Origin of the sequence: Streptomyces sp. H27-H5 (assembly GCF_026627505.1) — a bacterium.
In the GTDB taxonomy this organism is placed as follows: Bacteria; Actinomycetota; Actinomycetes; order Streptomycetales; family Streptomycetaceae; genus Streptomyces.
Genome location: NZ_JAPNLK010000044.1, coordinates 1 through 17,486 on the forward strand (window position 1 = coordinate 1; position 17,486 = coordinate 17,486).

Consider the following 17,486-nt stretch of genomic DNA (forward strand, 5'->3'; position numbering starts at 1 on the left):
GCACCCCCGAGGACGCACTCGACACCGCCTGCCACCTCCACCTCACCGGTCTCGACACCTGACACGGGCAAGCGCACGCCAAGCCCGACGTCAACCCCCGAAGGATTTACGACGCAGACCACTAAGCGGCCGCTGCTTCACAGTCAGCCAGCCAGTCATCCAGGTCCGTTCGGCGGACGCGGAGCTGTCCGTTGGGGAGCTTGTAGAGGCGCGGCCCCTGCTTGCGGGCGCGCATCCGGTAGAAGGCAGCTCGGCTCATGCCGAGTTCGGCGAGGACTTCGGCGAGCTTGAGCATCTGCGGGCGGGCCATCGGGCTCCTTCGGCTCGGTCCGGGGCGCGGAAACCCCGGAAAGTACTGACAGAACTGACAGAACCTCGCCATGTGGGCCTTGACCTGCTGGTTTGGCGGGTTCGGCCCGCGTGACAAAACCTCAAAAAACTCTGACAGAACCTCGAAAACCTCGGTTCTGCCAGACCGGACGGCTCACCCTGGGGCGAGGTTTTTTGAGTTCTGTCAGAGTTTTCGGAGGTTTTGTCAGAGCCCCGAAAGTGCTCGTTTCCGCATGTCAGATGCCTAGTCGGGAGGTTCTGTCAGTTCTGTCAGTGGGTTGGGGGGTTTTCAGGCGGCGGGGGTGATGCGGGGGTGGGTCTCGTAGCGGGGGGAGGGTGGCCGGCCGCCGCGCGTGGTGCGGGGCGGCGGGGGCTGCTGGCGGACCCAGCCGTGTTCCTCCAGGAGGTCCAGGGCGGGGTCGAGGTCACCCATGGCGGGGAACTCGCTGCGGGGCATCGCGCGAAAGAGGTCGCGTTTGGTGAAGGCCGCCGTGCGGTTCTCACTCAGGTGGGTCAGGACCGTGTGGGCGGCTTCCTGGGCAGGGTCGGCCTTCATGGCGTTGAAGACGTCGAGGGCATGGGCGGTGAAGTAGTCCCCGAGGCAGGTGGCGGCGGCCATGGTCTCGGCGGCGATCGGCCGGGTCCAGGCGTCCTCGGGGTGGGCGGCGAGGTGGAGAAGCCCAGAGATGCGGGCGACGGCGCCATCGCGCTTGCTGGCCCAGTTCACGATCGGCGCGAGGGTCCCGTCCTTGCGCAGGCGGGATTCCGTGACGCGCTGGTAGGCGAGGAGAACGGCGTCGGCCTCGGGGGTGAGGGTGAGGGTGGCGGTCTCGGTCCAGGCCGCGAGGGTCAGGGCCAGGCTGCCGAGCTTGCGGGCGTAGGTTTCGGCGGTGTCGGGGCTGAGGAGATCGGGCGTGAGGTTGCGGTAGCCGACGAGGGACTGGGGCTTGGAGTAGAGGAACCGGGCGAGCAGGCCGCGGCCGTCGGCACCCTTGATCTGCCCGATGGAATCCAGGACTTCCGGCTGGATGGCCAGGCCCATGGTGATGGCGGGGTTCTCGATGTACTGGGGGTCTCTGGCCTGGCGGTTGACGCGGGCCATGTCGCCTGCGTGGCCCTTGAGGAAGATCCCCATGTTCGGGACGCCGGAGTAGCGTCCGGCGATGATCTCGAAGATCTCGCCCTCGGGCGACAGGATCGAGATCCGCCCGTCCTGCTGGGCGAGCAGGGTCGTCAGGCTTTCGGCGGTGATGTCGTCGGCGACAAGCTGCGGCTCGACGGGAACGACGGCCTTCTCGGCGGCCTCGGAGAGGGAGACGGCCTGGGCGGTCAGGCCGGCCAGCTTGTCGGCTTCGGCGTTGGCGGCCAGCTTCTCGGCCCTTTCCGCGGCGGCCTTCGCGATTCGAGCCGAGGCCGCGGCCTCGGTCCGCTGGGGTGCGGTGAGTTCGATCAGGGCCTTCTCGGCGGCGAGCAGGGGCTTGGTCATGAGCCCGAACACGGCGCTCTTGCGGTTGCCGGGCGGAAGAGCGACGGCGGTGTAGAGGTTGACCGGTTCGCTCCACTGCCCGCGCACGTTCACGGTGAGGCGTCCGCCGGCGGCGGTGCCGATGACGGCCAGAGCGAGGCACCCGGCGAGGTCGACGGGTGTCTGCGTCTCCTCCGCGACACCGGCTGTCATGGCGGCGAGCCAGTCAGGCAGGGCGTCCCGGGGGAACGCGGGGAGCTGCCCGCGGGGGTTGAGAGGTACAGGTTCGTCCCACCCGGGACAACCGGTGATGTCCTCCGGGGTCATCTCGTCGAACCCGGCCCACAGCTCAGGGTCGTGCGGACTCATGCGGCTTCCTTTCCCTCAGCGAGCAGCGGGCACTGGGCGCGGTGCCGGTCGTGGTCCTTGATCAGGGCGAGCGCGCGTCGTTCTCCGGCGGCGAACAGGTCCCGTCCGCACGAGCACCAGGACCGGACGGTCGGGGTGGTGCCGCGGCCGGGGGCGACGGTGTGAATCCAGGCGATCGGCCGGCGCCCGTCGTCCCGGCTCGGGTCAGGGAGAACAGCAGTAGGGACGCCTTCGGCGACGACCTTCGCCGCACCACGTTCGTCCGGGGCGGGGGCCGGTTCGGCGGGGCTGATCCCGGCAGGAGTGGCGGTAGGGCTGTTAGCAGGGAGGTGCTGGCGGGCGCTCATGCCGTCTGCCGGGTGGTGGGGTTGTTGCGGATGGACCAGTTGAGGGCGCTGGTGATCGCGGAGCGGTACTCGTAAGGCTTGAGTCCGGCCGATTCAGCCCCCCTGCTAAGAGCCTCTTCCACCTCCGTCCGGTCGAGGTCGCCGGATGCGATCAGCCGTCCCAGGGCGCGGGCGGCCTTGACGAGCACCTGGTTCCGCTGCCCCTCCGGCGCGCCCGCCACTGCGCTCTCCTCGTTGCGCAGGGCCGCGTCCACGTATGCGGCCCGGCGGCCGGAGCCGGTGCGCGGGGCGGCGGAGAGGAGCGGTCGGGCGGTGATCCGGGGTGGTTCGGTGAGCTTGACCTGAAGCCAGCCCGGAAGCGCGGCCAACGGCCGGTCGTCGGTGACGGTGTAGGTGCCGGCGGGGGTGGTGCTGCCGGGGGCGACGACGTATCCGCCCCAGGCCCGGGTGTCGATGTGCCGGCCCAGGATGTCCTGCGTACAGCGCATCCTGGCCCCGGCCGGCGCGGCGAAGTACAGGTGCACCCCGCCGGAGGGTGTGGTCACGGTGTAGGTGGGCGGGAGTTCCTCGCCGGTGACGCGGCAAAGGCCGTCGAGGATTTGTGCACCGCTGAGGGTGCCGGGCGGGTCGGAGGGCTTGGGCGGGTCGAGGTCGATGACGACGAGCCCGGCCGGGCCGGTCGCCAGCCCCACGTTGTACCGCCCGTCGGCCCACGCGGTCCGGATGCGGTCGGGGTCGGTGGTGGCGCGTTGCTCGGGCTTGGCGTGCCCGCCGGCGCAGGCCCCGGTGCGGGGGCACTTCGTTTCCCCGTGCAGGGCGGAGACCTTCGAGGCGGGCCAAAGCGGGAACACCGGCCAGCCCCGCGCAGCCATCGCGAGGGCGGCGTTCAGCAGGTCGCTCATGCCGCCACCGCCCCCACCTGGTTGCGGGCGAGGAACGCACGCCCGAGCCACTCGGCATAGGCAGGCGGGATGGCTTCGGTGAGTTCCTCCCGGACGTCGGTCCACGTGATGCCCATCGCGGCCTGCATCTCCGGGACGGTGGCCTTGCCGCCACCCTTGCCGTAGGCGGCGACGTAGGGGCCGTCGCGCCAGATGCCGTGGCGGTGGCCGCGGACGTACCCGCGGTGCTTGACGTGCTTGCGCCGCTTGGCAGTCCAGGCGCCGAGTTCGAAGTTGCGGTGGCGGAGCACTCCGAGGCCGAACATTTCGCCGCACAGGGTGATGTCCTTGCGGATGTCGGCCTTTCCGTCGGGCTGCTCGATCACGTAAGGGAGCCCGGAGGCGTCGAGGAGTTCGCGGGTGGGGGCGACCAGGTCGAGGTGGGTGCCGCCCCAGCCGCGGGAGCGGTTGGTTCCGATGGTGAGGGCGCACCGCTTCTGGCACGGCGGGGAGGCGTGGACGGCGCTGAAGCGTCGGATCTCGCCGGATGCGATCAGGTCGGCGAGGACGGCCAGGGCGTTCCCCTGGATGAAGCTGAAGGGGTAGTTGGGGCGGGGGCGGATGTCGATGCCGGTGACGTCGAATCCGGCGCGGTGGTAGCCCATGGCCGCGCCGCCGGCGCAGCAGAACAGATCCAGTAAGGCCGGTCGGCCGTGGTCTCGCGCGATGACGGTGGGTTGCGTCATGCTGGATGTCTCCAGTTCTTGAGAGTGCTGGGAGACGAGAGCGGCCCGACTTTTGCCGAGACGGGGCCGCTCTCGTCATGTCAGTGGCGGTTGTTGGGGGTGCTGGTCTGCCTGCGGACGTCGTCGACGAGGCGGAGGATCTCGTGGGCCATGTCGGTGATCGCCTGGAGCTGCTCGTCCAGGTCCGCCGGGTGCGGCCTGGTGAAGGAGAACGGGCGTTCGTTGCGCGGCTGCTTGGTGAATGAGAACGACACGGGGCTCCTGTCGGGTCAGATGTTCAGGTGATGGGCGCGTTGGATGGCGGCCTCCCAGACGCCGCGTACCTCGCCGCCGCTGTGGGAGTCGTTCCAGGAGGGGATCGACTCCCACTGCTTGCCGTGCTGGCGGCGAGCCTCGTCCAGGAGCAGGTTCCCCGCGTCCCGGTAGGCGCCGTTGCGCGCTCCGGCCGCGGCTCGGAGCGCGCCGATCGAGCAGCGGGCGCCTTCGGGGTGGATGAGCCGATGCTTGGCCCACCCGTGGGTGTCGAGGAAGGCGAGAGCGTCGGTCAGGGTCTTCTCGACGGCCCCGGCCTGGTGCACGGCCGGCGCGGCGAGGATGACGGACACCGGTGCGGGAGCAACCGGTGCCGCGGACGTGACCGGTTCCGTTGCGGGGTCGAGGAGTTGGAACGCCTTCGCGTACAGGCCGCGGTCGACGGGGGTGAAGTGGGTGTCCGTGGTCGTGTTCATGCTGACCTCCACAGGTTGTTCTCGTTGATGACCTCGTCGCGCTTCTTCAGCTCGGACAGGCGCGGCCTGACGTTCCTCACGGGCGTGCCGAGCTTTCGGGCGATGGTTTCGGCGGTCATGGGCATGGATTCCTGTTGCAGGAGTTCGAGGATTCGCGGCTTGATCAGCTCCTGTCCGCCCGAGGAATCGGCCGGCGCGGCGGCGCCGGTCTGGGCCCGCTGCTGAGGCACAGGCGTTCCGTGCTGGGCTTTGGTGAGGAGGTCGGTGAGGCTGCCGACCAGGTTCTTTCCGCGCTGGTCGACCATCGGGGTCCGCGTGATCGCGTCCCGGTGGCGCCAGGCTTCGCAGTCCTCCACAGCGACGGGAGACAAACCCGCAGCGAGGGAGGCGGGCGGCACGTCCAGGTACAGGGAGCGGAACTGGACGGCCTGGGAGCCGGGGGTGAGGAGGTATCCGAGGCCGAACGTGCCGTCCTCGGGATTGGCGACGGCCGTAGTGTCGAGGCCGCTCATGTCCCGGTTGGCGACCTTTCGGGCCTGGCCGGGCCAGGAGTCGGGGATCATCGACAGGTCGATGCCCTCCGCGCCCTGGACCGCGTTCGCGCCGACCAGGGAGCCCTGGCCCCGGGCGCAGCGCAGGAACACCGCGCCGCCGCCGATCAGGAGCTGGGAGCGGATGATCGAGGAGTTCCCGACGTCTTCGGCGAGCGGGGTCTGGGTGGCCAGGACCACGCCGATACCCCGCTTGAGGGAGCGGCGGGTCATCTGCTCGACGATCGCCTTGGCCTCCAAGTGGTACGGGGAGGAGGCCGACAGCAGCATGTGTGCTTCGTCGATGACGATCAGGACCAGCGGATCCGTGAACGGGAAGGACGGGGAGCGGTAGCGGGCTTCGCGGTCGAGCATCATCGCGTAGGCCAGCCGCAGCGCGCCCATGGCCTCGTCCAGGCCGTCCCCGCAGTACGCGGCCAGGGGCGCTCCGGCGATGGTGCCGGCCTGCGGGGAAGCCAGGATCACCGCGATACCGGACTTGTGGGCGGAGAGCAGGATCTGTTCCAGGACCCCGGACTTCCCGGAGCGAGACCCGCCGACGAGGTAGAGGTGACGGGCCCCGGAACCAGGCTGGGCCAGGGGGACCAGGGCGGCGGTGGCGTCGATGTAGGTGCCCAGGCGGACGTAGCCGCGGGAGTCCATGGCCAGTTCGTCCGCCACCGTGGAGAGCATCGTGCCGTGCATGAGCGCGTGTTCCTTCATCACGCGCACCCCCACCTGCGAGGGCATGTCGGTGGGGCTCAGAGCGACCTGGATCGTCGATAGGTGGAGGTTGCCCGCGAGGTCCTGGATGTTGACGGCCCCGATCGCTTTCCGCTCTCGGGTGGCGACTCCTTCCCAGTCCAGGGGCCCGCTGTAGCGGGTCAGTGCCAGGGTGGTGCCGGGCATCGCGCCGTCCGCGATGGCGACGTGCGCGGCCCACACCTCCGCCGGAGTCGTCGGAGCACCCCCGACGATCTGCGGTGCTGCCGTCGGCTTCCTGAGGTGGACGGTGATCGGCAGCGCGTTCGGGGCGAAGTGCTTAGGGTCGCCCATCTCCACGTGGGAGACGGGGACCTTGTAGACGGAGGCGACATCGGCGGCCTTCACCCGGACTTGCTGGCCCTGGGGCAGCGTGATGATTCCGGTGAACGACGCGTGGTCGTCCCCGGCGTCGATGGCGAGCTGGGCGAGGACGGCGCCGGCCTGGATGAGCTTGCGGTCCTCGGTCTGGGTGGGGCCGGAGATGAACTCCGTCCACCAAGCGGTGATCAGTTGTGCCTGAGACGTCTGCCCCGCCGTGGTCGTGGCGGGGAGCGCGGGTACCTCGCCGGCGGTGTTGCGGTGGTGAGCCAGGGCGGCGGCGCCGGCGGGGACGGCGAGTCCGAGGGCGAACAGGGGGTCCATGCCGGAGGCGAGGATTTGGTGTGCGGCGATGCCGGACCCGGTGGCGGTGATCCCGCAGGCGATCAGGGAGCGCAGGGCGGGAGCGGAGGCGTGGATGGCCCATGCCCCCGCTCCGGCCGCTCCGGCGAGCAGGGCGGACCAGGGGCCGGCGGCGAGGGAGGTCACCGCGAGAGCGGCGGGCGCGTACTGGACGAACTGTGCTCGGGTCGGCCCCATGATCCGGACCCCCTTACTGCTGGGAGTAGAAGGAGGCTTCGGCCATCTCGACCGGTGAGGAGTCCACCGCGTCGGCGATACCCCCGTGCTCGGACTCGACGGTGCTCTTCGCGTCGTCAGCCGCGGCGGCCGCGCTGTCGGCGGCGGCGGTGTAAGCGCCTGCCGCGTCCTTGGCGCCGGTCATGGTCAGGGCCGCGTCCGCGAACTCGGCGGTGGTGGCGCCGTCTACGGCGAGCGCCTTCATGGTCTCGGCGGCGTCCTGCATCTGTTCGGCCGTGTCGTCGACGGTGGTGGCGAGGGTGGTGACGGTCTCGCCGTGCTCGTGGACCTTGTGACTGAGCCAGGCGAGCTTGACGCGCAACGCGGCGTAGTTCGCGGCGTCTTTGAAGGATTCGGTGACAGACATGCGGGGTCTCTCCTCGTCTATCGGGCGTTGTAGAAGTCGCGTTCGGCGGGCTTGGTCAGCGGGGAGTCGGCGACTGCGCGGAAGATGCCGCCGTGCCGGACCTCGGCGTTCGCTGAGGCGGTGCGGCAGGCTTCCTCGCCGCCCTGGATCTGGTCGTGGAGCTTCCTGGCGGCGGCGGCCTGGAGCTGAAGTTGCTCCTTGAGCAGCTCGCACTTGCCGATGAGGCCCTCTCCGACCCCCTTCTCCGTGATGTCGGCGATGAGGACGTCGCAGTCCGCGGCGAGCTGTGCGGACTCGTCCACGAGTTCCAGGCAGGTTTCCGTGCTGGACTGGCACAGGGTGGCCGCGCCTTCGGCGAGGTCGATGACCTGCGTGAGGGTCATTACCTCGCCGCCGCTGTAGGTGCGGGACTTCCCGGCGGCGGTGGTGACGTGGACGCCCTTGTCGTCGACAGTCGCGGTGTGCGGAACGGGCGGGTTGGGCTGCATCGCGGGGTCCTTCCTGATCTGAGCGGGAAGCGTGACGGCCGGAGGCGGGGGAATGGTGCCGGGCGGCGGGATCGTCGGCGCCGGCGGCGTGGGAGGCGCGGCGGGAGGCGGCGGAGTGGTGGGCGGCGGTGTGGTCGGCGGTGTCGGGGCCGCGGTGGGCTTCGGAGGCGCGGTCGGCATCGGCGGCACGGTCACCCCGGGGGCGGTCGCGGACGGCCCCGAAGGAGGCGTTGCGGCAGGGGAACCGGAAGGCTTGGCCTTCGGTTTCTTCAGGTAGGCGGAACGCCACCCGTCCCGCAATCCGCCGGCCATGTGTGCGCCCGCGAGGAGCCCGTAATGCGCTTTTGCCGCCGCGTTGTAGGAGGCGTTCCGGAAAGTGTCCGGCGCCTTGGTCGGCGACCATTTGGTTTTCGGTTTCGACGGGGGCTTCTTGATTCCCGCCTCCTCGTATTTGCCGTGTGTGTTGTCGACTCCGACGAGGTAGGTGATGGCGAGGAGAATGAGGAGTTCCACGAGCCTCCTTCCGTGACACTGTGTAGTTTCAGGGGGTTACCGGTTACCGGTTACAGGCCCTGTGAGCGCCGGTTCGGGGCTACCGAGGCGGGGTTCGGCCGCGTCTGGGCCTGTAACCGGTAACCTGTAACCGGCGCGAACGGTCGCTCAGCGTGACGAGCCGATGTCGGCGACTGTGTCGTTCGCGGTCTGGAAGACCGATTCGAGAGTGCCGCGAATCTCTTCGCTGAACGGCGTGTACGGGAGGAAGATCCCGGAGGCGATCAGCATCAGGCTGATTGCCATCTGCTTTCCCTTGGTCTTCTTGAACGTGAAATACAGGGCCCAGCAGAACAGAATGAGGGCGAAGAACTGGAGCGTCATTTCAGGCACCCTTCTCGAAGGTGAATCCCTTGTTGTTCACGGGGACGGCCGCACTGGAACCCGAAGACGCGGGCGCGGAGAGCTTCTTGTAGGCGATCAGTCCGCCGCCGCCGATGAGCGCCACCCACAGCCAGGGGCTGGACGCGATGTCGCCGCCGGCGCCGGCGGACTCCTTGGCCTTGGGGGCCGAGGTTCCGCCGAGGGTCGGGGCGTCGCAGGCGGGGATCCTCGCGACGTCGTAGGAGGCGGCCTTGGCGACGGCCGCCGCCCGGATCTTGCTGCACTCCAGGTAGACGGCCATCTCCCGCTCGTAGAGCGTCTTGGCCGCAGCTTCCATCGTCTGGGCCCGCTGCTTGTCGGCCTCGACCTCGACCAGAGCATGCGCGGCCTTCTCCTGGGCGCGGGCACGGTCCTGGGCGGCCTGTTCGCCCTGCATGCTGGTGACGGCCACGACCGTGCCGCACACCGCGAGGACCGCGATCGTGCCGGACACGGCGAGAGCGGCCGTGTTGCGGCGGACCCCGCCGAGCTTGCCGATCGTGGTCGAGAACTTGGACGACGTGCTGGGCTTGGCCGGGGCCTCGGGGTTCAGGCGAGTGAACTCCTCGTCCCAGTCGATTCCGGACATGGCGGTTCCCTCCTTCCAGTGCTGGGGCCGTACAAGGTCAGAGCCGGTTGGACTCCAGGGCGAAGAACAAGGTGGTCGCGCGCTCCATCTCCGGGTGATCGGCGATCACGTACCGGCGAAGCGCCTGGAAGGCGTCGTAGCGAGTCGTCCCGGGCGGCGGGGTGTAGGTGCCGCTCTGCGTCATCGACGCCCGGCCGGGCAGCTCCAAGGTCAGCGTCCAGAAGTGCGAACCCTGTGCGGCGGGGGTCGGGGTGGTGGTCTGTGCGTGGGGCGTGGTCACGTGAATCTCCTGATCGGGTCGGGGTGGTCAGGCGGCGGCGCGCTGTTCGGGGAGGTCGTGGCAGGCCACGCACATGCCGAGCGAGGCCGGGATGACGTAGGGGAGGTGGTCGCGGCATACGGGGCACCGGCGGCGGGCCGCGTTCGCCTTCTCCAGGGCCACCCAGCGATCGGGGGTCATGGGCCGGACTGGCTTCGCGAGGTCGATCCGGTAGAGGTAGGCGACCAGCGGGCCCCGCCGTCGGCGGGGCCGCTCGACCTGGGCGGCGACGTCCTGGCCGCCGGGTCGGAGCCCGGCGGCGCGGAGTTGGCGGCGGGTGGCCAGCCCGTCCGGCGCGAGGCGCCAGGAGTAGCGGGGGGTCATCGGGGGCTTTCTTCCTGGGCCATGAGGGTGGCCCAGGCGCCCCGGATTCGGGATTCGCCGCCGGTGAATCCGGACTCGCGAAACGCCGTGACGGTCTGCCGGTAGGACAGGGGCGGGTCGTCGGAGTAGCGCACGTGCCGCAGGACGACCACGATCTGTTCGTCGGTCAGGGGCTCGCCGATCAGCGGTGTGGGGACTCCGGCGATGGCGGCGACCTGGTGGAGCGTCACGGGTGTGACGGCGGGCGTGACGCCCTCCCCTTGCGGGAGGCTCGGCGGGTCGTTGACCTGCGTGTCTTCCCCGTCACGCCCACCCGTGACGGCCGCCTCCGCAGGGGCCCGTTCGGGCGCCGGCGGGAGGGCGGGAGTCACGGCCGCCGTGACGGCGTCACGGCCACCCGTGACGGGCTCGGCGGGGGGTGTGACGGTGATCGCGAACATGTCGCCGAGGGCGACGTCCGCGCCGGTGGTGATCCGTTCCCGCTGGACGTCCAGCAGCCGCGCGCCGAGGGTGACGTCCGCGGTGCCGACCTTGCGGGCCAGGCGCCACGACGTCCGGTCCGACCGCTTCCGAATCTTCTTGTCGGGGTGGTTGGCGGCGCGGGCCCGGTGGTAGGCCAGGGCCTGGACCACGGCCGCCGCCCGGGCTTCGGCCTCGGCATCGCGTCCGTCGATGTGGACCACGATCCGGCGGGCCAGGAAGGCCATGCCCTCGGCCGACACGGACATGCCGAGCGGGGTGATCGCGTAGATGATCGTGCGGGGCCCATCCGGGGCGGCGACGGCGGACATGACCGACGCGGCCGCCGGCAGTGCCCACAGCCCGGCGCGGACCACGGCCGGGGACGACTGCCCCAGCATCGTCAGCCCCAGCAGGACCAAGGCCAGAACGGCGGTCGCGCCTTCACCCGCGGCGACGGCGCCGAGGGCGGTGCCGGAGTTGTAGACGCCCCTGATGTTCGAGTAGGTGCCGTATCCGCCGGCCGCGCCCGTGGCGAGCATCGGGGCGAACGCGACGCCGAGGACGACCTTCTGGGCTCCCGTCAGCGGGCGGCCGGTCACCGGCCTTCCCCGTTCACGGGCAGGCGCTTGAACGGGGTGTAGGTGATCGGGTAGCCGGCGGAGCGCTCGCGGATCTGACTCGCGGCGAGCCACGGGTCACGACTGTGCTTGAGGTTGGCCTGCACGGTGCTCCGCACGATTCCGGCGCGGTGTTCGAGCAGCTGCCGGTAGGCGTCCTCGTCGGCCGCCGCGAGCGACGGCAACGGCACGTCCAGCGCGTCCGCGACCGCCGCGAGGAGATCCGCGTAACCGGCCCTCAAGGTGCTCTCTTTCATGCCGCGTCACCCGCGACCTGCGTACCGGAGGAGCGGTTGGCCGCGTCCCGGCGGGCGGTCATCACCCGGTGGTGAGCCCGGCGGATCCGGCGGCCGTCGAACGCCGACGCCGGGCGGTCCAGCAGGACGATCAACGCGTCCAGCAACTCGACCTCGGCCAGCACGATGGGCATCTCGGCTTCGATCGCGTTCAGCTCCGAATCCGACGGCTCAAGGCCGTCCGACCACGGGGTAACGACGCTCTGAAGTGCAACGATGGACTTCATGGGTCTTGCTCCTTCTGTGGAGGAACGGGACTCGGCAGCCCTCGGCGCGGGAACGCCGGGGGCTGCGCTGCGTTGGGGGTGGAGCGGGATGGATCTCGGCTCCCCGCAACCCAGCCCGTACGGCGCGGAAGCGCCGGACGGTCGGAGGAGGCAGCCGACCGGGGGCGCCATGGCGCCCCCGGAAGGGAAGGGCTGTGCGAGCGGGGTCGGGCGATGAAGCCCCGGGGTCGCTCACACGGCGGTCGATCGGTGACGCGAGGGGCGCGGCCGGCCATACCGGTCCAGTACGGCGGGCGCCCGCGGATGTCGGTGGAGCACAGCAGCCTCCACAGCGGAGGGGCAAGGCTTCTGCCGGCGTGCCGTTGCCACGGCGTCCAGCCCCGAGCCTGGGAAGTCGGGTGCGTCATCGTCACTGCTCTGACGCCAGCAGGGCGGCCGTGGTCAGGTGGCACCCGCACGGCTGACCCCCCGAAAAGGGAGGGATGATCCGTGCGGATGTTCTCCAGAGCTGCACACGAGCAAGGTGCCGCCAGGGCGGCCCTTACCCGGCCGCCGCAGGAGCGAGGACTCTCACCCCGCCAAATCGCACTCTGTTGAGTTCTCAAGGAAAAGCCAGTGGCTCTCCGACGGGTGCGGTAACCCCGAAGGGCTCCTCGTGAGAACGGGACACGCCGGACACCAAATGCGGTACTGCGGGCACATCGGATCTAGGCCCTCGCGGGCCATCTGGTGCGCACCAGAAGCATTGCATTTGGTGCGCACCAGATGCAAGCCCCTGAAACGTTCGGGGCTTGCCGGTGTCGTTCCGGTGTGACTTCAGGAAACGGCTCAGACGGGGGGTCTCGGTAGCCAACAGGGGTTAACCTCAAGGGTGTTAACCCGCTCCCACCTGCGGTGATTTGATTAAGCCCTCCGCAGGTGGCACGGCCGTCGGAGGCGATCCACGTGGGCAAGGGATTACGAGCAGTTCGTACCGCGCGGGGGTGGTCGCAAGAGCGGCTGATCTTCGAGATGGAGCGCTACGCGCGGCAGCACATGTTGAACGTCGCTTCGAGCGCGAGCCTGAAGACGTACGTGTCGGAGTGGGAGAACGGCCGGCGGGCAATCACGGAGCGGTACGCCGTGATTCTTCGACCGTTGCTCGGGGTAACGGACGCTGAACTGGGCGGCGAGCCTGCACGTTCAATCCCCCAGCAAGCAGATGGCTACGAAGACTTGTTGAGCCGGATTGACGCGGCGCGGAGCCTCAGTGACTCCATGGTGAGCACGTTCATGGACCAGACCGAGCTATTCCGGACCGTGGACCGGGAGATGGGCGCATCGGGCCTTGTAGACCAGATGGGCGACCACCTGACGAGGATGAAAGACGCGCTCACTTTCGCCGTCCTGCCAGGAGCACGCCGTCCCATCGCGACGGCATTGGCCGGGGCGGCGACGCTGGCGGCCTGGCAGGCGCTGGATGCTGGTTCCGTGGAGCGCGCCTGGCGGCACTACGAGCTGGCGAAGAGAGCCGCGCAGGACGCCGACGCGCCCCAGTACCTGGCACACGCTATGGGCGAGCAGGCATACGTCCTAGGTGATGCGGGCCGCCCCGAGATGGCTGTAGAGCTGATTCGTGACGCGCAGCGCACTCACGCAGAGCGGCAGTCGCCTCGCCTTAGGGCTTGGCTGAGCGCGGCTGAAGCCGAGCTGTGCGCTGCCGCTGGTATGCACGACGATTCAAGGCATGCGCTTGACCGGGCGGCTGCCTCGCTGCCGCAGGGTGCGGACGCCCGCGACTCCGACATGCTGAGCATCTTCCTGAACGCGGACCACTTGGCGCGCTGGCGGGGGAACGTACTGGCGCTCTTGGGGGACGGCTCGGCTATGGACGACCTATACGCGTCGCTCCAGGCGACGGACCCCACGTTCGTCCGCGCCAAGGCAGGTCTGCACAGCGACTTGACGCAGGCCCACCTTGCCCGCGGCGAATTCGACGAAGCCCGCTCGAACCTCCAGCAGGCGCGACTGCTGGCGAACCGCACGGGATCCGTGCGGCATCGCCGACGCGTGGAGTTGCTTACGGGGCGGCTGTAGCCCGCGATGCGAGGACGTGCAGCAGGGCGACCAGAGTTCCTGACCCCATGAGTTTCCCTTCGGCCATAAGGCCGGGGATGTCGGTCAGGGGCACCCAGGCAATCTGCCCAGCCTCCTCGATGTCCGTGGGTTCGCCCACCTTCACCGCGCCCCGCGCGACGAAGATCTCGTGAGGCGAATCAACCATGCCGATCATGGGCTGATAGGTCACGACGTGCTCGACCTCCGTCGGGCGCCAACCTGTCTCTTCCTCGGTCTCCCGCGCCGCCGTGGTTGCCGCATCCTCGCCGACATCCACGATCCCGCCGGGAAGTTCCCACCCCCACTGCTGCGGGACGAAGCGGTAGCGCCACAGCATCAGGACACGCTGCTGCTCATCGATCACAGCCGTGATCGCCACATGATGGAGACGCACCACGTGGTGCTCGAACCGCTCGACCCCGGGCGGCTCGACGTCGACCAGGTCGAGGTTCACCCACCGATTCTCGTAAACCGTCCTGCTGCCATGGATGGTCCAGGGCTCCAGCTCTGCCGGTGTGGCGACGGTCTCGCCACCCACAACGCGGTACGAACTGCGGTCGTACGCCTTGATGAGCCGCTCGCTCGCCAGCCGCGCGAGCACCTGGCGCAGGGCTGTGCGGCCGATCTCCAGCTCGGCGCTCATGGCTCGCTCGGAGGGAAGCTTCTCGCCGGGGCCGTACTTCCCCGAGTCGATCCACGACCGGATCGTCTGGTAGACCCTCGTCGACTTCGGTCCCATCCTCAGAGCACTCTCCCCGTTCGTCGCCTGGTGGTGACCAGCGTAGTCGGGGGGAATCACGGAGGGCTCAGCCATGCTCATCTCTCTCCTGATCTGACGTGAGGGCATCGCAAGGGCGGGCACCTCCGAGAATGCCCAGGGCTGATGATGGACATGCCGACTGGACGTGGCTGTAGCCAATCCCCTGGCCAGCAGGGCCCCCCGACTGTCGGGCCACGGGCCCAGAGAGTCAGATGAAGGCGCAGGCACGCGATCGGTCTGTTAGCCGCCGCACGTAATGCTGACCTTGTGCACAAATGCCGGAATCTTTGAAAGTGATGCAAAAAGGCAGTCGGGCCGGATATCGTCCCAGCTCAGAAAGCCTGCTCCCCGCACCCGCGGGGATGACCCCGTGGCAAGTACGACCCACCAGCAGGCATCCCCCTGCTCCCCGCACCCGCGGGGATGACCCCAAGAAGCCGGTTTCACTTAGTCAGTGGCGCGTCTGCTCCCCGCACCCGCGGGGATGACCCCGCGACCTGGGCAGACGTCCTCGCCAAGTACGCCTGCTCCCCGCACCCGCGGGGATGACCCCTGTGGGCTCGCCGCGCCGCGGTTGCGGTACTCCTGCTCCCCGCACCCGCGGGGATGACCCCGAAACTTGGAGATGTGTCAGTGCAGTGCCGACCTGCTCCCCGCACCCGCGGGGATGACCCCAGGACCACCGGGATGAGGGCGCGGTGGGGGATCTGCTCCCCGCACCCGCGGGGATGACCCACCGCACCACCCCGGGCGTCCCGGCAGTGGCCACTGCTCCCCGCACCCGCGGGGATGACCCCTCGTGTGGCTGACTGGCTTGGCTGGAGTGTGGCTGCTCCCCGCACCCGCGGGGATGACCCCCGGCAGTACGCCGGCATCCCGGACACCGGCCCCTGCTCCCCGCACCCGCGGGGATGACCCCGGGAAGTCGGCCTTTCTTGACGCGCTTATCCACTGCTCCCCGCACCCGCGGGGATGACCCCGGCCAAGGCCTACTGGACCCGCTGATCCCGGACTGCTCCCCGCACCCGCGGGGATGACCCCCCACCCCCTTCTACGGAGACGCCAACAGCCCCCTGCTCCCCGCACCTGCGGGGATGACCCCGCACAGGCCCTGCGCGAGGCGCTGGAGGTGGTCTGCTTCCCGCACCCGCGGGGATGACCCCTGCGCGTTCATAGCCACGATCGGAAGGCCGCCCTGCTCCCCGCACCCGCGGGGATGACCCCAGGTGCTCAAGCGTGGCGATCGTCAACACGGTCTGCTCCCCGCACCCGCGGGGATGACCCCTGGACCACGCCATCGCCGCGACGCCGGGCGGTCTGCTCCCCGCACCCGCGGGGATGACCCCGCCACCCTGAAGTGGGTCGCGGAGACCAACTGCTGCTCCCCGCACCCGCGGGGATGACCCCGTGTGGCCCGGGACACCGGACTACCCCTGACTCTGCTCCCCCCACCCGCGGGGATGGCCCCGGCTCCCAGCTTGTGGTGCTCGACTTCAAGCGCTGCTCCCCGCACCCGCGGGGATGCCCCCCAGCCGACCCGCCAACCGAAAGGCCGCCCGATCTGCTCCCCGCACCCGCGGGGATGAAGCCGAATACTCGTGGCTGTGGCCAACCTCCGGCCAGCATGACTGCCAAAGAGCAGGTGTGAGAGCCAAAGACCCAGGTGAGAGCAGGGAGCAGTTACGCCACGCGAACGGTCTTGAAAACCGTCGTGGCAGCGATGTCACCGTGGGTTCAAATCCCACACCCACCGCAGCAGGTCAGACAGCGTTCTGATCAGAAGGGGCGCCCCTTGTCAGGGGCGCCCCTTCGGCGTCCACCCGCTATCACGGAAGGCGGGAGCGCGCTCGACCACGGCCGGGTGGAAGCCGTCGAGGCGAGCGGCGCGGAGGCTGTCGCGCGCCGGCCAATTGACCTTTCTTCCGCCCGTCCTGCCCTTCCGGCGGTTGTGACGTGCCGTCGCTCCGGGGCCTCCACCAGTGCGTTTCGCGGGCCTGAAAGGGCGCTTTGGGCCTTCTGAGTGGTGTTTGTCGGAAGATCGGCGCGCGTGGTGGAGGTGTTCCGGTTGCGCCCACATCATGGCGAATGTATTCAGATCGGCCCGTCGGAACATCGCGAAATGAGGCAACCCGTCATGGCACACCGCAGCAGCGTCACATCCATCTGGACCGCCGTCCTCGCCGCACTCGTGGCACTCTTCGCCGCCCTCGGCCTCGGCGCCAAGGCGGCCCCGGCCGCCGCCGCCCCCTTCTCCGCTCCGGTGGTTCCGACCGCCACGGTGCGCCGGCCGGCCGTGATGGCCCGGCGGACGTGGCGGGCGATGATGCGGGGAGGCTCGCTCCCGCCCACCATCAAGCAGCGGATCCGGGCCGAGGCCCACGGCAAGACCCCGTCCGTCCGTCGCTCGACCACTGCCCTTGCCGCCGGGAACGCCGGGACCGCCGTCAGCCCGGTCGACGGTGCCACCCCGATCGCCCCTCTCGCCCCTGCCGCATCCGTCGCCACGGTCGCCGCGACCACCTCGGCCGGAACCGCCGCACGAGGCATGGCGCTCGCCGCGTAGCCATCGCCGTGCGCCACTTGTGCTCGCGCAATCGCCTGGCCCTGGTAGGGGCCGTGAACGTCGTGGGTACGGAACGGTGGGTACGGAGCAGCACCGCCCGGACGGGCAGGCGTACGCGCCTACGCCGGGCAGACGGATCAAGCGCAGCGGTACGGCGATACGGCAGCGCAGGAACGCAGCAGCGCAGCAACCCAGCAGCGCAATAACGCGGCAACCCAGAGCAGCAAAGCAACGCAGAGCAGAGCAACGCAGACGTAGAGCAGCAGAGCAGAGCAGCACGGCGTTACGGCAGTACGGCGATACGGAAGCGCGGCCAGTCGGCGAGACGTCGAGAGTCCGGGACAGCAGTCCGTGAAGCCGGCAGTACGGACAAGGGCCGCCAGGGCAGTACGGCGGCAGCGCGC

General features: G+C 69.7%; 20 protein-coding genes, 1 tRNA gene and 1 CRISPR repeat array. Of the genes, 3 read left to right on the forward strand and 18 right to left on the reverse strand.

What is annotated here, in order from left to right; all coding sequences use genetic code 11:
* Positions 1 to 121 precede the first annotated feature (121 nt).
* From OTB19_RS21875 to OTB19_RS21955, 17 genes are all read right to left on the reverse strand, one after another.
* On the reverse strand, positions 122 to 310 hold the full coding sequence (locus OTB19_RS21875; RefSeq protein WP_267800054.1) for a helix-turn-helix transcriptional regulator: 189 nt from the start codon (positions 308 to 310) through the stop codon (positions 122 to 124).
* Positions 311 to 619: 309 nt separating this feature from the next.
* Positions 620 to 2,164, reverse strand: a complete 1,545-nt coding sequence (locus OTB19_RS21880) for a YfjI family protein (RefSeq protein ID WP_267800055.1) — start codon at positions 2,162 to 2,164, stop codon at positions 620 to 622.
* Entirely contained in the window at positions 2,161 to 2,511 is a 351-nt protein-coding gene (locus tag OTB19_RS21885; RefSeq protein WP_267800056.1) for a hypothetical protein, read from the reverse strand. Before OTB19_RS21885 ends, OTB19_RS21880 begins: the two co-directional genes overlap by 4 nt.
* Positions 2,508 to 3,413 carry a bifunctional DNA primase/polymerase gene (locus tag OTB19_RS21890; RefSeq protein WP_267800057.1) on the reverse strand — a complete coding sequence of 302 codons (906 nt, stop codon included), beginning with the start codon at positions 3,411 to 3,413 and terminating at the stop codon, positions 2,508 to 2,510. The genes OTB19_RS21885 and OTB19_RS21890 overlap by 4 nt, the downstream gene beginning before the upstream one ends.
* Positions 3,410 to 4,138, reverse strand: a complete 729-nt coding sequence (locus tag OTB19_RS21895) for a DNA methylase (protein ID WP_267800058.1) — start codon at positions 4,136 to 4,138, stop codon at positions 3,410 to 3,412. The genes OTB19_RS21890 and OTB19_RS21895 overlap by 4 nt, the downstream gene beginning before the upstream one ends.
* An 80-nt stretch (positions 4,139 to 4,218) precedes the next feature.
* Positions 4,219 to 4,392, reverse strand: coding sequence for a hypothetical protein (locus tag OTB19_RS21900; RefSeq protein ID WP_267800059.1), 174 nt, complete (start codon positions 4,390 to 4,392; stop codon positions 4,219 to 4,221).
* A 15-nt stretch (positions 4,393 to 4,407) separates the two neighbouring features.
* Positions 4,408 to 4,866 (reverse strand): DUF6197 family protein, encoded by a 459-nt coding sequence (locus OTB19_RS21905; RefSeq protein ID WP_267800060.1) that lies wholly within the window; start codon positions 4,864 to 4,866, stop codon positions 4,408 to 4,410.
* Positions 4,863 to 7,019: a type IV secretory system conjugative DNA transfer family protein gene (locus tag OTB19_RS21910; protein WP_267800061.1), complete on the reverse strand. Its 2,157-nt coding sequence runs from the start codon at positions 7,017 to 7,019 to the stop codon at positions 4,863 to 4,865. Before OTB19_RS21910 ends, OTB19_RS21905 begins: the two co-directional genes overlap by 4 nt.
* A 13-nt stretch (positions 7,020 to 7,032) precedes the next feature.
* On the reverse strand, positions 7,033 to 7,425 hold the full coding sequence (locus OTB19_RS21915; protein ID WP_267800062.1) for a hypothetical protein: 393 nt from the start codon (positions 7,423 to 7,425) through the stop codon (positions 7,033 to 7,035).
* 17 nt (positions 7,426 to 7,442) lie between these two features.
* Positions 7,443 to 8,426, reverse strand: a complete 984-nt coding sequence (locus OTB19_RS21920; protein WP_267800063.1) for a hypothetical protein — start codon at positions 8,424 to 8,426, stop codon at positions 7,443 to 7,445.
* 147 nt (positions 8,427 to 8,573) lie between these two features.
* Positions 8,574 to 8,789, reverse strand: a complete 216-nt coding sequence (locus OTB19_RS21925) for a hypothetical protein (RefSeq protein ID WP_267800064.1) — start codon at positions 8,787 to 8,789, stop codon at positions 8,574 to 8,576.
* A 1-nt stretch (position 8,790) separates the two neighbouring features.
* Positions 8,791 to 9,417, reverse strand: a complete 627-nt coding sequence (locus OTB19_RS21930; protein WP_267800065.1) for a hypothetical protein — start codon at positions 9,415 to 9,417, stop codon at positions 8,791 to 8,793.
* A gap of 37 nt (positions 9,418 to 9,454) precedes the next feature.
* Complete coding sequence (locus tag OTB19_RS21935) at positions 9,455 to 9,697, reverse strand: hypothetical protein (protein ID WP_267800066.1); 243 nt, start codon at positions 9,695 to 9,697, stop codon at positions 9,455 to 9,457.
* Positions 9,698 to 9,724: 27 nt separating this feature from the next.
* Positions 9,725 to 10,060: an RRQRL motif-containing zinc-binding protein gene (locus OTB19_RS21940; protein WP_267800067.1), complete on the reverse strand. Its 336-nt coding sequence runs from the start codon at positions 10,058 to 10,060 to the stop codon at positions 9,725 to 9,727.
* Positions 10,057 to 11,061 (reverse strand): hypothetical protein, encoded by a 1,005-nt coding sequence (locus OTB19_RS21945; RefSeq protein WP_267800142.1) that lies wholly within the window; start codon positions 11,059 to 11,061, stop codon positions 10,057 to 10,059. The genes OTB19_RS21940 and OTB19_RS21945 overlap by 4 nt, the downstream gene beginning before the upstream one ends.
* Positions 11,062 to 11,117: 56 nt before the next feature.
* A complete protein-coding gene (locus OTB19_RS21950; RefSeq protein ID WP_267800068.1) occupies positions 11,118 to 11,396 on the reverse strand; it encodes a hypothetical protein in 279 nt (92 codons plus the stop codon).
* The gene (locus OTB19_RS21955) at positions 11,393 to 11,662 is read right to left on the reverse strand and encodes a DUF6284 family protein (protein ID WP_267800069.1); all 270 of its coding nucleotides are present in this window, start codon (positions 11,660 to 11,662) and stop codon (positions 11,393 to 11,395) included. Before OTB19_RS21955 ends, OTB19_RS21950 begins: the two co-directional genes overlap by 4 nt.
* Before the next feature lie 945 nt (positions 11,663 to 12,607).
* On the opposite strand from OTB19_RS21955, the gene OTB19_RS21960 reads away from it, so the two are divergent.
* A complete protein-coding gene (locus tag OTB19_RS21960; protein WP_267800070.1) occupies positions 12,608 to 13,738 on the forward strand; it encodes a helix-turn-helix domain-containing protein in 1,131 nt (376 codons plus the stop codon).
* Here the strand turns inward: OTB19_RS21960 and OTB19_RS21965 are convergent.
* The gene (locus tag OTB19_RS21965) at positions 13,722 to 14,498 is read right to left on the reverse strand and encodes an NUDIX domain-containing protein (protein WP_267800143.1); all 777 of its coding nucleotides are present in this window, start codon (positions 14,496 to 14,498) and stop codon (positions 13,722 to 13,724) included. The two genes, OTB19_RS21960 and OTB19_RS21965, sit on opposite strands and share 17 nt — an antisense overlap.
* Positions 14,499 to 14,860: 362 nt before the next feature.
* A CRISPR array of direct repeats spans positions 14,861 to 16,109; the repeat unit is 29 nt; unit sequence CTGCTCCCCGCACCCGCGGGGATGACCCC.
* 72 nt (positions 16,110 to 16,181) lie between these two features.
* Between OTB19_RS21965 and OTB19_RS21970 the strand changes: the two genes are divergently transcribed.
* Positions 16,182 to 16,269, forward strand: a tRNA-OTHER gene (locus OTB19_RS21970).
* A 384-nt stretch (positions 16,270 to 16,653) separates the two neighbouring features.
* The gene (locus tag OTB19_RS21975; protein WP_267800071.1) at positions 16,654 to 17,082 is read left to right on the forward strand and encodes a DUF6344 domain-containing protein; all 429 of its coding nucleotides are present in this window, start codon (positions 16,654 to 16,656) and stop codon (positions 17,080 to 17,082) included.
* The last annotated feature ends 404 nt before the right edge of the window (positions 17,083 to 17,486 follow it).

Excerpts from the sequence above, each read along its gene's own strand:
- OTB19_RS21885 (WP_267800056.1), bottom strand. The coding sequence starts at position 2,511 with ATGAGCGCCCGCCAGCACCTCCCTGCTAACAGCCCTACCGCCACTCCT.
- OTB19_RS21905 (WP_267800060.1), bottom strand. The coding sequence starts at position 4,866 with ATGAACACGACCACGGACACCCACTTCACCCCCGTCGACCGCGGCCTG.
- OTB19_RS21965 (WP_267800143.1), bottom strand. The coding sequence starts at position 14,498 with ATGGGACCGAAGTCGACGAGGGTCTACCAGACGATCCGGTCGTGGATC.
- OTB19_RS21890 (WP_267800057.1), bottom strand. The coding sequence starts at position 3,413 with ATGAGCGACCTGCTGAACGCCGCCCTCGCGATGGCTGCGCGGGGCTGG.
- OTB19_RS21930 (WP_267800065.1), bottom strand. The coding sequence starts at position 9,417 with ATGTCCGGAATCGACTGGGACGAGGAGTTCACTCGCCTGAACCCCGAG.
- OTB19_RS21915 (WP_267800062.1), bottom strand. The coding sequence starts at position 7,425 with ATGTCTGTCACCGAATCCTTCAAAGACGCCGCGAACTACGCCGCGTTG.
- OTB19_RS21940 (WP_267800067.1), bottom strand. The coding sequence starts at position 10,060 with ATGACCCCCCGCTACTCCTGGCGCCTCGCGCCGGACGGGCTGGCCACC.
- OTB19_RS21950 (WP_267800068.1), bottom strand. The coding sequence starts at position 11,396 with ATGAAAGAGAGCACCTTGAGGGCCGGTTACGCGGATCTCCTCGCGGCG.
- OTB19_RS21875 (WP_267800054.1), bottom strand. The coding sequence starts at position 310 with ATGGCCCGCCCGCAGATGCTCAAGCTCGCCGAAGTCCTCGCCGAACTC.
- OTB19_RS21910 (WP_267800061.1), bottom strand. The coding sequence starts at position 7,019 with ATGGGGCCGACCCGAGCACAGTTCGTCCAGTACGCGCCCGCCGCTCTC.
- OTB19_RS21975 (WP_267800071.1), top strand. The coding sequence starts at position 16,654 with ATGGCACACCGCAGCAGCGTCACATCCATCTGGACCGCCGTCCTCGCC.
- OTB19_RS21945 (WP_267800142.1), bottom strand. The coding sequence starts at position 11,061 with ATGCTCGCCACGGGCGCGGCCGGCGGATACGGCACCTACTCGAACATC.
- OTB19_RS21895 (WP_267800058.1), bottom strand. The coding sequence starts at position 4,138 with ATGACGCAACCCACCGTCATCGCGCGAGACCACGGCCGACCGGCCTTA.
- OTB19_RS21925 (WP_267800064.1), bottom strand. The coding sequence starts at position 8,789 with ATGACGCTCCAGTTCTTCGCCCTCATTCTGTTCTGCTGGGCCCTGTAT.
- OTB19_RS21955 (WP_267800069.1), bottom strand. The coding sequence starts at position 11,662 with ATGAAGTCCATCGTTGCACTTCAGAGCGTCGTTACCCCGTGGTCGGAC.
- OTB19_RS21880 (WP_267800055.1), bottom strand. The coding sequence starts at position 2,164 with ATGAGTCCGCACGACCCTGAGCTGTGGGCCGGGTTCGACGAGATGACC.